This window comes from Mammaliicoccus sp. K-M42, assembly GCF_022386375.1.
GTDB lineage: Bacteria > Bacillota > Bacilli > Staphylococcales > Staphylococcaceae > Mammaliicoccus > Mammaliicoccus fleurettii.
In genome coordinates this window covers 1-14,798 of record NZ_JAJNIS010000035.1, presented here as the reverse complement: position 1 = coordinate 14,798, position 14,798 = coordinate 1, and the positions used below count along the sequence as shown (strand labels likewise).

16 protein-coding genes are annotated in these 14,798 nt (G+C 31.6%); 3 read left to right on the top strand and 13 right to left on the bottom strand.

What is annotated here, in order from left to right; all coding sequences use genetic code 11:
• Window positions 1-130 precede the first annotated feature (130 nt).
• The 10 genes from LQ668_RS12135 to LQ668_RS12090 all read right to left on the bottom strand — a co-directional run bounded on the left by LQ668_RS12135 (window position 131) and on the right by LQ668_RS12090 (window position 10,295).
• A complete protein-coding gene (locus LQ668_RS12135) occupies window positions 131-835 on the bottom strand; it encodes a FadR/GntR family transcriptional regulator (protein ID WP_078356916.1) in 705 nt (234 codons plus the stop codon).
• An 82-nt stretch (window positions 836-917) separates the two neighbouring features.
• A complete protein-coding gene (gene dhaM, locus LQ668_RS12130) occupies window positions 918-1,283 on the bottom strand; it encodes a dihydroxyacetone kinase phosphoryl donor subunit DhaM (RefSeq protein WP_107510062.1) in 366 nt (121 codons plus the stop codon).
• Between the two features lie 2 nt (window positions 1,284-1,285).
• Window positions 1,286-1,861 (bottom strand): dihydroxyacetone kinase subunit DhaL, encoded by a 576-nt coding sequence (gene dhaL, locus LQ668_RS12125; protein ID WP_107510061.1) that lies wholly within the window; start codon window positions 1,859-1,861, stop codon window positions 1,286-1,288.
• Window positions 1,862-1,873: 12 nt separating this feature from the next.
• On the bottom strand, window positions 1,874-2,839 hold the full coding sequence (dhaK, locus tag LQ668_RS12120; RefSeq protein WP_239776049.1) for a dihydroxyacetone kinase subunit DhaK: 966 nt from the start codon (window positions 2,837-2,839) through the stop codon (window positions 1,874-1,876).
• A 245-nt stretch (window positions 2,840-3,084) separates the two neighbouring features.
• Complete coding sequence (locus LQ668_RS12115) at window positions 3,085-4,740, bottom strand: alpha-glucosidase (RefSeq protein ID WP_107510059.1); 1,656 nt, start codon at window positions 4,738-4,740, stop codon at window positions 3,085-3,087.
• Window positions 4,741-4,754: 14 nt separating this feature from the next.
• Window positions 4,755-5,759, bottom strand: a complete 1,005-nt coding sequence (locus tag LQ668_RS12110) for a LacI family DNA-binding transcriptional regulator (RefSeq protein WP_239732723.1) — start codon at window positions 5,757-5,759, stop codon at window positions 4,755-4,757.
• Between the two features lie 15 nt (window positions 5,760-5,774).
• Entirely contained in the window at window positions 5,775-6,617 is an 843-nt protein-coding gene (locus tag LQ668_RS12105; protein ID WP_119634410.1) for a sugar ABC transporter permease, read from the bottom strand.
• The gene (locus LQ668_RS12100; protein ID WP_119634409.1) at window positions 6,617-7,885 is read right to left on the bottom strand and encodes a carbohydrate ABC transporter permease; all 1,269 of its coding nucleotides are present in this window, start codon (window positions 7,883-7,885) and stop codon (window positions 6,617-6,619) included. Before LQ668_RS12100 ends, LQ668_RS12105 begins: the two co-directional genes overlap by 1 nt.
• 14 nt (window positions 7,886-7,899) lie before the next feature.
• Complete coding sequence (locus LQ668_RS12095; protein ID WP_107510056.1) at window positions 7,900-9,153, bottom strand: extracellular solute-binding protein; 1,254 nt, start codon at window positions 9,151-9,153, stop codon at window positions 7,900-7,902.
• 41 nt (window positions 9,154-9,194) lie between these two features.
• Window positions 9,195-10,295, bottom strand: coding sequence for an ABC transporter ATP-binding protein (locus LQ668_RS12090; protein WP_107510055.1), 1,101 nt, complete (start codon window positions 10,293-10,295; stop codon window positions 9,195-9,197).
• A gap of 247 nt (window positions 10,296-10,542) precedes the next feature.
• Between LQ668_RS12090 and LQ668_RS12085 the strand changes: the two genes are divergently transcribed.
• Both LQ668_RS12085 and LQ668_RS12080 read left to right on the top strand, forming a co-directional pair.
• Complete coding sequence (locus tag LQ668_RS12085; RefSeq protein WP_078356920.1) at window positions 10,543-11,001, top strand: MarR family winged helix-turn-helix transcriptional regulator; 459 nt, start codon at window positions 10,543-10,545, stop codon at window positions 10,999-11,001.
• Window positions 10,994-12,430, top strand: coding sequence for a YhgE/Pip domain-containing protein (locus tag LQ668_RS12080; RefSeq protein ID WP_239776047.1), 1,437 nt, complete (start codon window positions 10,994-10,996; stop codon window positions 12,428-12,430). The genes LQ668_RS12085 and LQ668_RS12080 overlap by 8 nt, the downstream gene beginning before the upstream one ends.
• A 258-nt stretch (window positions 12,431-12,688) precedes the next feature.
• Here LQ668_RS12080 and LQ668_RS12075 read toward each other — a convergent pair whose 3' ends face one another.
• From LQ668_RS12075 to LQ668_RS12065, 3 genes are read right to left on the bottom strand one after another with little or no spacing between them, the layout of a single operon-like run.
• Window positions 12,689-13,693, bottom strand: coding sequence for a zinc-binding alcohol dehydrogenase family protein (locus LQ668_RS12075; RefSeq protein WP_107510185.1), 1,005 nt, complete (start codon window positions 13,691-13,693; stop codon window positions 12,689-12,691).
• Between the two features lie 25 nt (window positions 13,694-13,718).
• Entirely contained in the window at window positions 13,719-14,159 is a 441-nt protein-coding gene (locus tag LQ668_RS12070) for a GNAT family N-acetyltransferase (protein ID WP_107510186.1), read from the bottom strand.
• Window positions 14,160-14,179: 20 nt separating this feature from the next.
• The gene (locus LQ668_RS12065) at window positions 14,180-14,383 is read right to left on the bottom strand and encodes a DUF1272 domain-containing protein (protein ID WP_078356924.1); all 204 of its coding nucleotides are present in this window, start codon (window positions 14,381-14,383) and stop codon (window positions 14,180-14,182) included.
• Between the two features lie 89 nt (window positions 14,384-14,472).
• Between LQ668_RS12065 and LQ668_RS12060 the strand changes: the two genes are divergently transcribed.
• On the top strand, window positions 14,473-14,622 hold the full coding sequence (locus LQ668_RS12060; RefSeq protein ID WP_198644277.1) for a hypothetical protein: 150 nt from the start codon (window positions 14,473-14,475) through the stop codon (window positions 14,620-14,622).
• The last annotated feature ends 176 nt before the right edge of the window (window positions 14,623-14,798 follow it).

Sequence of the window (14,798 nt, the reverse complement as noted above, 5' to 3'; positions counted from 1 at the left end):
ACCCTAGGCAAGCATGCACGTACAAAATCGTAGATTTTATAAATAAAGAAAAAAGAGCTAATCCGAAAATATGGATTAGCTCTTTTTATTTAAGAATGGGTATTTATGTCCCAAGCTCTCCTACCATTAGTCAACTATCCGAGTGTCTAATGTTATTTAGTACAACTTTCTCCACTTCTTCTAAATGAAATGTCATTTTACTTTGTGCTAGTTTAGCATTTTTGCTTTTGATTGCTTCAAAGATTTCTTTATGTTCGTTATACAATTTTTCTATTGATTTACTTTTAGTATATAAGTAAATTTTTCTTGTTTCTTTCATCGTATGTCTCATAATATCGGAAACGTTTAATAACAATTGCTTTAAGATATCATTTTTTGCTGCATCAGCAATAGCAAGATGAAATTTCAAGTCAGATGCTTCACCTAATTCATTTTCGTTTATTGCTAATTGCATATCTTTCAATGCAGATTCTATAGCTAATAAATCTTCGTCAGTTCTATTTTTAGCAGCTAATCTTGCAACGCCTACTTCTACTATATTTCTTACTTCTAATAAATTTTCAATGTCTTTAGCATTTCCACTTATTGCTTCAAAGTTAAATTGCGGTTCTTCTCTTTCTATAATAAATGTTCCTTGTCCATGCTTGATGTCTACAAAACCCATAGCTCTTAATGCATTTAAGGATTCTCTTATAGTTGCTTGACCTACTCCAAAGCTCTCAGATAAAGCTTTAATAGATGGTAAACGATCTCCTATATTTAAACGTCCTTCATTAATATCCAATATGATGACATCTGCAACTTTTTCATATAATTTCTTGTTCGATATCTTCATTCCAATTTCTCCACCTTGTTAAAATCATTAGTAGAGCAATTATATCATTTAATATTTATTAATTCATAATAATTAAAGCGCTTTACGAAAATTCTCTCTTGATACTGTCAATCGCTTCTTCTAATGTCGCACCTGTTGATAAGGATACACTTGCTAAAAATGAACCTTCAACGATTGGGCCATCAACTTTATATAACTTGTAAGGTCCATCATATAAATCTAATGCCATCTCAAGATTCATTTCAGATGAACCTATATCATAAAATATCATAGCATCTTCTGTTAGTTCATTAATAATTTCATTTACAGTGTCGATACTTGTCCCAATTTCTCCTTCGTTCGTACCACCTCTTGCAATAACTGTTACGTTCGGAGACATTTGTTCTAATAAATCTTTAACACCTTGTGCAATCTCTTTACTGTGACTAACAATTCCTATAGTAGCCATTTTTACACATCCTTACTTAAAGCTTTTAATACATAAACCATACTTTGTGCACCTGGATCCATATGACCAATTGAATCCTTTTTAAAATATGAAGCTCTACCTTTAGTTGCTTCTAAGTCTTTAGTATCTTCAGCAAACTGTTGTAAATTTTCTTCAGTTAATTTATTCCCATTGTCTAGATGTTCTGAAGATTTTAATAATACATCATACATTGTCTTTTCTCCGCCTGTTACTTTTCCTCTTGTAGCAATAGCTTCTTTAAATGTATTGATATATTCTATTAAATTGTCTTGAGTCATTTCATCATGATCGAGTCCAGCCATTTTAACAAAGCTGAAACCATAGAGTGGACCTGACGCACCTCCCACAGAACTCATTAGTGTCATGCCTGTAGATTTTAAGACATCACTGATTGTTTCTCCAGTCACTTTCTCATCTACCGCTTTAAAACCTCTTAACATATTAACACCATGGTCTCCATCACCAATTGCTCTATCTAAATTAGTTAAATTTTGTTCTTCCGCTTCAAATGTATTTTTCAAATCCTTAAGATTTTTCAATAGTGTTTCTGCATTCATTAAAAATGCCTCCTATTTAAAATATTTACTTTCAGTTGGTGCATTAAATGCCTCTTCTAGTTCTTCTTGATAAGGAACAAGTGTAATAGAAAAGCCTTGCATATCAAGTGCTGTCATATAATTTCCAACAAAGTATTTTTTGATTTCAAGTTGATTATTTGATGCATATTCGTTGAAATAATGTGCAATTATCGCAAGTTCTGAATCTGGAGTCGCACCCATTCCATTAATCATAACGATTAACGACTTATCAGAAATTTCTTTTTCAAGTTCATGCATTAATCTATTTATAATTTCATCAACCGTTTCTATTTTTTCTTGATATATACCTCTTTCACCATGAATACCAATACCTATTTCCATCTGATTGTCATCTAAATCAAACCCATATTGACCAGTAGTTGGTACTAAACAAGGATATATAGCCATACCAATCGTTCTAATACTTTCAATAAACGCTTCTACTTTTTCTTTAATTTCAGTTAAATTATATCCATTATCAGATAAGTATCCAGCATATTTGTGAACTAAAACAGTACCTGCGACACCTCTTCTATCTTGTTCATTATCTATAGAAATATCATCACGGACTATTACAGACTGACATGAAATACCTTCCATTTCCGCCATTTCTTGAGCCATTTCAAAATTCATGACATCTCCAGCATAATTTTTAATAATCACTAGGACGCCATCATCTGTAGCAACATGTTTAATTGCATCTAGAATTTTATCTGGTGTTGGCGAAGTAAATACCTCACCGCAAACAGCAGCATCTAACATTCCTTCAGCAACAAAACCAGCATGTGCCGGTTCATGACCCGATCCACCACCAGAAACTAAAGCGACGCCACTTGCTTTAACTTTTTTTCGAACAACGACATTATCACTTATAATTTCAACTGAGTTATCCATTACTTCAATACCTTTAAGCATGTCAGCAACAAAATTCGTCTTTTCTTTCATTAACTTTTTCATAAAATAACCTCCCGTTGAGTTATCAATTCTACATTTCTATTATAAAACGAATATCAAAGTAAGCGTTAACAATATGAGTTGATTGTAAATGATAAATTAATAATGTCCGTAACGGGTGGTGTTAGGGACAGAATTCTGAGAAATGTACATAAGAGCGCACCTTCTTTTTACACTATTCATATTTATGGTAGTTATATCTCCACATATAAAAAGCCGAGACAACACGTGTCTCGGCTATCAACTCTTTATTTTTCTATTCGATATACTCTTATTTCAAATGGTTCTAATACATTTGTATTTTCTATCGTTGAATAATTGTGCAATAATAACGCACTTTTTTCTATATTGAGTGGATATGTGATATTGGCTTTTTCGCCTGTTAAATTACTCATGATAATGACTTCTTCGTTATCTAGTATGCGCTTATAAGTATAAATTTGCTTATGTGCTTTATCTACTAATTCGTATTTACCGTAATTAAAGACGTCATAATCTTTTTTCAATCGAATCAAGCGCTTATAATAATTTAATACGGAATGTTCATCTTCTAATTGATCAGCTACGTTGATAGTTTTGTAATTCGGATTAACGTGGAACCACGGTTTTGTTGTTGAAAATCCTGCATACGCTTGATTATCCCACTGCATCATTGTACGGGAGTTATCTCTATTTACTTTACACAAATTATTTAATAAAGATGATGTATCTTCTCCATTTTGTGCTTTTAATTTAATTTCATTTTTAACGGAAACATCGTTAAAATCTTCTAATGATTCAAATGGATAATTCGTCATGCCTATTTCTTGTCCTTGGTAAATAAATGGTGTACCTTTTTGTAAGAAATAATTTGTCGCATGACTTGTTGCACTTTCATACCAATAATGCTCATCATCTCCCCAAGTTGAAACGAGTCTTGGTTGATCATGATTTTCGATAAATAGCGCATTCCATCCAATTCCTTCAAGTTGGTCTTGCCATTTTGACATGATATTTTTATATTTTATAACATCAAATCCGCTATCTTCAGTATTCCATAATCCTAAATGTTCGAACTGAAAAATCATATTAAAAATGCCATTATCAAAGCCTACCCAATCATTCGCATCATCGGGACTGACACCATTTGCTTCTCCTACTGTCATAATGTCATATTTATTGAATGTTTCATCTCTCAATTCACGTAAATGATTTAATATGCCTGGTCTATTTGTATAACGTTCAAATGCTGCTTTATACTGTTCATCACCTGGTTCAACTGGTATATCTCCATCTTCAAATGACTTCTGAATATGCGTAATAGCATCAACACGGAAACCATCTATACCTTTATCAAACCACCAGTTAATCATATTGTATAATTCAGAACGTACCGCTTCTTTCTCCCAATTTAAATCTGGTTGTTTTTTACTGAAAATATGCAAGTAATATTCATCTGTTTCTTCAGTTCTTTCCCAAGCTGAACCATTGAATATACTTCCCCAATTATTAGGTTCTTTGCCGTCTTTTCCTTCTTGCCATATGTACCAATCTCTTTTAGGATTGTCTTTACTAGATTTAGACTCGATAAACCACGGATGTTCATCTGATGTATGATTGATTACTAAATCCAATATTAGTTTCATACCTTTATCATGTGTCTCTTTTAATAGTATTTCGAAGTCTTCCATCGTACCAAACTCATCCATAATATCTTGATAATCACTAATATCATAGCCATTATCATCGTTAGGTGATTTGAATATTGGCGAAACCCAAATCACATCTATACCTAGATTTTTCAGATAATCTAACTTTTCTCTAATACCATTTATATCACCAATACCATCATTATTAGAATCATTAAAACTCCTAGGATAAACTTGATAACAAACCGCTTCTTTCCACCAAATTCGTTCCTCCATTATTTAGTCACCTCTTATTTTATCGTTGATTTTCTCTCTATTATTTCTGTTGGAATGACCGTATTTTTTCTTAAAATATTAGGATTCTCAATCAGTTTAATTAAAGCTATACCTGCTTCCTCACCTAAATGTTCTGGATAAATATTAACTACAGTTTGAGGTGGTGAAGCAAAAGTATTGATAAATGAATCATTAAAAGTTGCTGTCATCACTTCATCTGGCACTCTTATATTAAGTTCATATAATGCGCTTAATAAATTAATGTTGATCATGCTATCTGATGTAATAATCGCTGTAGGAAATGTAGTGGTTTCTTTCATTTCTTTAATGATTGCTAATATTTCATCTCTATTAGGGTTTGCATGGTAAATTTCAAATTGGTTAATGCTATGTTTATCGCACGCTTTCTTAAATCCTTCTACCCTATCTAATGCAACAGCATAAGAATCCGGTTCAGCTATAAAAGCTATATGATCATGTCCTTTATGAATCATAAATTCAGTTATCATTTGACTCGCTTCTACATTATCATTGTCGATATGAATGATTTCTCTTTCTCCTAATTGTTTACCTACAACAACAAAAGGAAATTGATATTTTTTGAGCAATTGTGTAACTGGATCATTTTCTTTTGAATAAAGCATAATAAAGCCATCTATTGATTTAGATTTAATGAGATTTTCAACTTCAACTAATAAGTCAGCTTGTTCAATTGACGTTGTCATAATTGTTGAGTATTCCCTTTGTTTACAAGCTATTGATATCCCCATCAGAACATCTGTAAAGAATGGATTTTGCGTCATTTCTTTAGAGGCTGATTTTAAAATCAAACCAATCGTTTTAGATTTTTGTGTTACAAGTGTTCTCGCGGCAATATTAGGTTGATAGCCCAATTGCTTCATCACAGCTTTAACTTTTTTTGATGTCTTATCACTTATACTTTTATGCCCACTAATCACTCTTGATACTGTTGATGGTGCAACGCTTGCTTCTTTCGCAACATCTTTTATTGTAACCACGAGATCACTCCTTTATTATCCTTTTGTAGCACCTGCTGTTAAACCAGTTACTAAGTATCTTTGTAATAATAAGAATACAATAGAAATTGGTATTGCAATCATCATTGCTCCAGCAGCAAATACTGTAAAGTTGTTACCAAATTTATCATTTATAAAATTAAATAACCCGACTGCTAATGTATATTTTTCAGGACTTCTTAATAAGATTCTTGGCAGAATAAAGTCCATAAATGGTCCCATAAAATTAAATAATGCCACAACTGCTAGAATCGGTTTAGCTAAGGGTAACATAATTGTGAAAAATATCCTCATATGTCCTGCACCATCTATTTTAGCAGATTCATCTAATTCTTTAGGAATTGTATCAAAATACCCTTTTACTAAAAAGGCATTCATCGGTATGGAACCACCAATATAAATTAAAGTGAGACCGAATAATGAGTCTAATAAGCCTATTGTATTTAATAATATATATATAGCAACCATTGCCATCAATACAGGGAACATTTGTAAAATCAAAAATGCTACCAGTCCATATTTTCTACCTACAAAGCGATACCTTGAAAATGCATACGAAGTTAAACCAACAAAAATCACTGAAAATAATGCATTAGCCGTCGCAACGATTAAAGTATTTTTATACCAAGTAATGTAATCACTTGATGGATCCGTTAATAAATATATATAATTTTTCAAAGATGCATCTTTCGGTATCATAGAAGAACCATAAAGATTAGAACCAGAGTTGAGTGATAACCCTAAAGTCCATAGTAATGGGTAAATAATGATGATAAACATAATAATCAAAATGCCATACATGATAATCGCTCTTAATATATTTTTATTCTTCTTATTCATTAAATATCCCCCTCATCTTTAAAAGTACTAGTCTTTCTAAATTGTAAGAATGCAATAATAGCAATAAAGACACCAATAATTAACGAAATGGTCGCTGCCATATTATAATTTTGCATATCAAATGTTAATCTATATACCCAAGAAATTAAGATATCCGTACTACCTGCATTCTGCCCCGAAACAGGTGGACCACCTTTATTAAATAAGTAAATTAAATTAAAGTTATTAAAGTTTCCTGCGTATTGCATAATTAATAATGGTGCAGTCGCAAATAATATATGTGGAAACGTAATATTTCTAAATTTTTGCCAACTTGATGCACCGTCCATATCTGCCGCTTCATACCAATCTGATGAAATACTTTGTAGAACACCTGTAAACAAAGCAAATACGAATGGAAATCCAAGCCATACTTGAATTAATATTATAGCAATCTTTGCCCAGAATGGATCATTTAACCATGCTGGTGCAAAACCGAATAACGGTTGTAAGATATCATTATTAATCGAACCAAAATCATCATTAAAAATGGCTGCAAAGATTAATATTGTCACAAACGATGGGACTGCCCAAGGTAAGATTAATACTGTTCTAATAAGCTTTTTAAATCTAATAAGTGGGTGATTGACAATTATAGCGAGCAATAACGCTAGAGCGATTTGTAAAGTTGTCGCAACTAAAGTCCAAACAATCGTCCATGTTAATACGCTAAAGAATGTCGTCTTCCAAATAGGTACTGTAACTAATGATTTAAAGTTATCAAACCCTACCCATTCTAATAAATGTCTAGGTGGTGCATTATATAAATTGTAATTTGTAAAAGCTAAAAAACACATGAATAAAAGTGGAAATACGACAACAAATATTAATAAAAATATACCCGGTGATATCAATAAGTATGGGAAAGTCTTATCCCATGTCGCCGTCATACGACCTTTACTATTCTTAATTTCAAATCCTTTATTATATTGATCTGCATTACGATAAGCATCTATTAAATTAACAACATATAAAGTGGTTGCAAATGCAATTAATAATAACGAAATGATACCTTGTGCTAATAGAACCCTTGAATCATCTAATTTAGGCACTGTACCTAAAGTGAATAATCCCCAGAATCCAATATTCATAAATTGATAAAATACTGACATAAAACTAATAAAAAATATGATAAATATACTGCCTTTTATATATCTTTTATTATAGAATTGTCCAATACCCGGAATAATCGATAGTATAGCTGCTAATTTTGGATTTCTCATTTTCACAATTTCACCTTCCTTTATTTTTTAGATGCATTCATAATCTCTACTTGTTCATCTATGCCATTCTTCGCTTCATCAAGCGCTTCTTTAGGATCTTTACCGTTGGACATAAATACTGCTGCATTTCCCATTGGGTCCCATACTTGACTCATCTCTGGAATATTTGGCATCGGAATAGCATTTTGAGCTTGTTCTTCATATGGCTTTAATAATTCATTTTTAGAAGAAACATCTGTACGGCCAGTAATTTCTTGCATTTCATCTGTGTATTTCTGCATATTATCTTTATTTGTTAAATACAGCATTAAATTTTTAGCCCAGTATTTCTCTTCACTATATTCGGATATAAACCAACCTCTTACCCCTAGGAATGGTTTCATTTCTTTACCATTATCAGTTGGGAATGTCGCTGTTCCGAAATCATCGCCTAGCGCTTCTTTAAATTCATTCGTTTGCCATGGACCTGTCACAAACATGCCTACTTTCCCTTCTTTAAACAGCCCTACAATAACATCTTGATTAGCCGACTTCGTAATATAACCTTTGTCGTACCATGATTGTAATCTCTCGCCATTTTTAATAACAGAAGGATCATTTACTGAAACATCGTTTGTATTAAATCCATCTTTTTCTTCTTTAAAAATGTATCCACCTTGTGAAAATAAAAATGGATAATTAAAGTAGAAGTTCTTTGCATCAAACATAAATCCATATTGTTTTTTATCTTTGTGAGTAACATCTTTCGCAATTTTTTCAACTTCATCCATTGTCTTTGGTGGTGTCTTAACAAGCTTTTTGTTATAGACAATAGCAGTTGATTCTACGATAACGGGTAATGCTAATTGTTTACCTTCATAATTTAAAGCTTGCAGTGCTTCATTGGAATAACCTTTTAATTCTTCATCCGTAAAATCAATCTCTGCCGCTAACCCTTGCAAATATGCATCACCTGCACGATCATGTGGTTGAAAGAATAAGTCAGGTCCATTACCTGATGGTCCATCAAGTGATAAGTTATCTACTTGATCATCTTGTGCTGTATTTTTAAGAATCACTTTAATACCCGTCTTTTTTGTATAATCTTTCGTTACTTTCTTGTAAAAAGCCATTTGTTTATCACCGTCTACCCACATCGTAAGTGATTTAGGTTTGGCTGTTTTTTCATCATCGTTAAGTGCTTTATCAATATCTTCTTGTGTTCGATTAGGACCACAACTTGCAAGTAATAATATCACGAGTAGTATTGAGCCAATTTTTATTAAATGTTTCATCTAATCCCCTTCTTTCATTAATTATTTATTCACTAAATAAATTAATTTTTTATTTTTTCCCCAGTTTCTTTATCAAAGAAGTGACATTTATTTAAATCTAAAGCGAGCTCAATTTCATCATTTGGATGAATGACTGTTCTTGCATCTAACTTGGCACAAATTTCTTCATCATTAAATAATCCATGAATCATGATTTCAGAACCTAATAATTCACTGACAAGTACTTTAGTCTTAAAAGTTACATCCTTATTAGCATTGATAAATACAGGCTCATCATGAATATCTTCTGGCCTAATACCGAAACGTATCGTCTTACCATCATAGCCATTATGATTCAGCATGCGCGCTTTACTTTCATTTAATTTAATCACTTGTTCACCAATCACTAATTCATCATTATTAACCTTTGCGTCAAAGATATTCATTGCGGGTGATCCAATAAATTGTGCAACAAACTCATTCTCTGGTGCATCATATACTTCACGTGGCGTGCCTATTTGCATAATATCGCCATCTTTAAGTACAACAATACGTGTTGCCATCGTTAATGCTTCTGTTTGATCATGTGTTACATAAATCGTTGTTGTTTGTAATCGTTTATGCAACTTTAATATTTCCGTTCTCATTTGAACTCTTAATTTCGCGTCTAAATTAGATAAAGGCTCATCCATTAAGAATACTTTCGCATCTCTTACAATTGCTCGACCTAATGCAACCCTTTGTCTTTGTCCACCTGATAAAGCTTTAGGCTTTCTCGGCAAATATTCCTTTAATCCAAGAATTTCAGCTGCGTATTGAACTCTTTTATCGATTTCTTTTTTATTCATTTTTCGAAGTTTAAGACCAAATGCCATATTGTCATAGACTGTCATATGTGGGTATAAAGCATAATTTTGAAAGACCATTGCGATATCTCTATCTTTCGGTGCGATATCATTCATTCTTTGATCATCGATTAAAAAATTTCCTGATGTAATGTCTTCCAATCCTGCGATCATTCTCAAAGTTGTAGACTTTCCACACCCTGATGGACCGACGAAAACAATAAACTCTTTATCTTTAATATGTAAGTTAAAATCATGTACCACTGTATTACCTTTGTCGTAAGTCTTCTTTATATTCTCTAATTTCATTTCAGCCATAGATAATCCCTCCATAATTGTAATCGCTTACAAAATTTAATATAGATTTATAATATGTGTAAAAAGTTAAAATGTCAACAATTTTATGCAAACGATTGCATTAGTTTTATTCAATAAAATTAGCTTTTTAATTTTAAATAACAACCTTTAAATGCAAACGATTGGTTCTTTTTTAATTAAAACTCTTGCATTCATAGTACATAGGGTGTACTATATTCTTTGTATTAAGTACAGGAGGTGTACTAAAATGGAACACGAATTAAAAAAGGCATTTAACTTATTTCAAGAATCTATTATTAATATTCATAGTGAAGTAGGTAAAATTTTAAATAATACTGGATTAGATGAAGTTATTTCTAAAGAACAATATCAAACTTTAAAAATAATTAAAGATTTTCCTAAATGTACTTATGGTTTTATCGCTTCTAAACAAGGTGTTTTTAAAACAGCTATATCAAATAGAATAAACAAATTAAAAAACCTCGAACTTATTTCAATTGAACAAGGTGAAGATAAAAGAGAGAAGTCCGTTCTGTTAACTGAAAAAGGAATGAAGCTTGTTATCCGTACTGAAGATATTATTTATGAAACATTTAATCGTAAACTTTCTTCTCATTTCTCAGATAAAGAAATCATCACATTTGTTAAACAACTTGAGAAAGCTAATAATCTTATAACAGGAAAGGACGATGCTAAACATGTTTGATGACATAAAAAATCTGTGGACACATAAATTCTTACTTGTTTCCTTAATTGCAATCATGTTAATACCACTTATTTATAGTTCTGTTTTCGTAGGCTCTTTATGGGATCCTTATGGCAAGACAGATCAGTTAAAAATATCTGTCGTTAATAACGATAATGGCGGAGAAGTAAATGGTAAGAAAACAAATATAGGTAACGATGTAGAAGATAATTTAAAAGACAACGATAAATTCAAATGGGAATTTGTTAACCAAGAAACTGCAGATAAACATTTAGAAGAAGGTAACTCATTCGCAGTTATTTCAATTCCTTCTGATACTACTAAACATGCTGGTTCAATGTTAGACAAGAATCCTAAAAAAATCGACTTTAATGTAAAGACTAATCCAGGATATAGTTACACAGGCTCTCAAATTGCCTCTAAAGCTGTAACAGCAGTTGAAGACAATTTAAGTTCTTCTGTTCGTGAAAAATATATTTCCGAATCATTTAAAGGTATGAACAAGCTTACAGATGGTTATAAAGATACTTCTAAAGCGCTTGCCCAAATGTCAGATGCAGAGTCACAACTTATCGATGGAAATAAACAAGTTGAATCTGGCTTAGAACAGTTAGCACCAATGGCTGGAGCAGAAGGACAGCAACTTTTACAAGGAAGTATGCAAGTATCTCAAGGTTTAAATGATTTACAACAAAATAATGATAAATTAAAACAAAATATTGATAAAGCAATCAAACAATCAGAAGACCAAAACTTTAACGAGAAAAATGTTAAAGCGATAAACAGTCCTGTTGTTTCAAACGAAGATGATTTAACCGAAGTAGACAACTATGGTCAAAGTTTCGCACCATATATCCTTTCATTGAGTTTATATGTTGGAGCAGTTGCTTTCTCAGCAGTATACCCTATCGACAAACGAATTGGAGAATCAACTGGATTTAAATGGTGGTTAAGTAAGTTTACTATATTTATGATGCAAGCTATTGGATCCGCCTTAGTATTAACTATATTGTGCTTATACGGATTTGAAATTGAAATAGCTAATCCGGGTTACTTTACTTTAACCTTACTATTATGGAGTATCGCAGCATATATGATTGTAACGTTCTTAACTGTAGTACTTGGTAATATTGGTAAATTCTTAGCAATCATTTTACTGATACTACAATTAGGTTCTAGTGAAGGAACTTTCCCAATACAATTATCAGGTAAGATCTTCCAAGACTTACATCCATTCTCGCCAATGAGTTATGTCATTAAAGCTTTAAGAGAAAATATCTTTAACTTCACAAGTGATGTATCGTATGGACAATCAATGCTAATAATAGGACTTATTGCGATTGTTTTCGCAGCTCTTACACTTCTAGTATATTTAGTACGTTCTAAGTATCCACACTTGAGACGTCTAGCAAACGAAAACGACTATTAATATGTATTTAAAAAAGTTAGGACATGAATCCTAACTCAAAATAAATAAGCATATCACTAAACTGATTTCTTCAGTATTACAGTGATATGCTTTTTTTATATAATATTACGATTTTGTACGTGCATGCTTGCCTAGGGGTATGGCTCGAGCCTGTAGTCTCTCACGCATACTATTCCCTCAGGCGTCCGCACTTTACAAAATCGTTGCAAATGGCTATTTTTTAAACATATATAGATATCAGATAAAACGTACATATCTCTAATATTCTATTACAATTTTTCCAATACTTTTGCCTTCTTCAATTAATCTATGCGCTTCTGTTATACTTTCTACGCTTAGTCCTTTTAATTTAGTATGGAAGGTTGTTTTGATTGTTCCTCTATCAAGTAAATATGTCAGTTTTCTTAAATATTCATGATGTGCTTTCATATCTTCTGTTTCGTATTTTGGTCTTGTAAACATAAATTCAAATGAGAATGTTACACTTTTATCTTTTAATAAGTTTAAATTAACATTGTTCATAAAGTTAACAAGCGCAACGATTCTACCTCTAGGCTTAATCATTTCTGCCATTACATTAAAGTAAGCATCACTACTATGCGTATTAAATATATAATCTACTTCATTGATTTTATGTGCTTTTAATTCGTCTGGTAAATGGTGTTTATGATTTAATACAATATCAGCCCCCATTTTTTCAGACCATCTTCTCGTTTCTTTTCTTGATGCTGTCGTTATAACAGTTAATCCAAGGTCTTTAGCAATTTGAGTAGCAATTGACCCTACTCCTCCAGCACCATTTATTATGAGTAACTTTTTATCTTTATTATCTTCTGGATTAGTCGATATACTTAATCCTTCAATAAGTGCTTCAAATGATGTAATTGCTGTTAAAGGTAATGCTGCTGTTTCGGCGTAAGATAAATATTCAGGTTTAATACCTACAAGCCTCTCATCAACTAATTGATATTCTGCATTAGATCCTTGACGCATGTTTGAACCTGAATAATATACTTCATCACCTACATGAAACAATTCAACTTTATCTCCTACCGCTTCAACAACACCTACAGCATCATAACCCAATATTTTAAATTCACCTTCATTGGTAACTCTTGATTTTGTATCTACTGGATTAATACTAACTGCTTTCACGTTTACTAATATATCTCGCCCGTTAGCTTTGGGAATAGGTAAATCAAGCTCTTCAAATTCATTTGATTCTTTCAAATCAAAAGTTCTCTTAAATCCAATTGCTTTCATTTAAAATTCACCTCTCACCTTAATTTTATAATTCTTTACTATAATAATTGTGTTCATCGTCGACTTGCATGCCAAGTTTCGTATATAATCGATTACCACCGATGTTAGATTTTTCAGTTTCTAAATATATTGTCTCATAGCCACTATCTTTGCCATATTTAAATGCTTGATGCATTAACCGCTCTCCTATGTGTTTACCTCTGGCTGCAGCTGTTAAATATAAATCATTTATAATCAACATTTCTGACATTTTCATCGAAGACAGCATCGAATATAATTGTAAAAATCCAATTACATTTTCTTCATCTTCAGCAACAAAAATAACAGCATCATTATTAGATAAGTTATTATACAAAAAATCATAAGCAGCATCTATATTAGATTGTTGATCAAAATAAACGCGATATTCATCAAATATTGGAACTATTTTATTTACATCCTCTACATTTAAAATAGAAATATTCAATACATCACCTCATCTATATATTATCTATCTCTAATTATTTTATTTTCGTCAGCTTGAACTTTAGGACGTACAACAAGTTCACCATTACATTCAGGACATACGTAAAATAAATTTTCCGCACATTCTCTACAAAATGTATGTTCCTTCACACAGATAAATGCGTTACTCTTACTATGAAATTCATAACCACATTTTTCGCAATTCGATTTCATTTCTAAAGCCATTTCAATCACTCCAATAAAAAATATGTTAGTCTATATATAATTATCATATCATTTTTAAGAACGAAAATAGAATTTTAAGGTGTGATTAAATGGAAAAAGAATTTGTCGGAAAATGTAAAGCATGCAATTCAAATATTTATTGTCATAGTGGCTTTATTGAAGGCGTCGTACAAGAAGATAAAACACTCTTATGTTTCGAATGTTCAAAGAAAAATGAGAAAGAGCCTAAAACAAATTAGTGTTTAAGGCTCTTTCTTTTTTAGTGTAACAATCATATCAAAAGTTACAATTCACTCAAGTTATGTGCATATGGACTGATTTATAGAATATGTCCATATAATTGTGTAATAAAATAAGAGCCATATATAGCTCACTTTAGTACAATGTAATCGACTAAGAAAAATTGTAGAGGTGA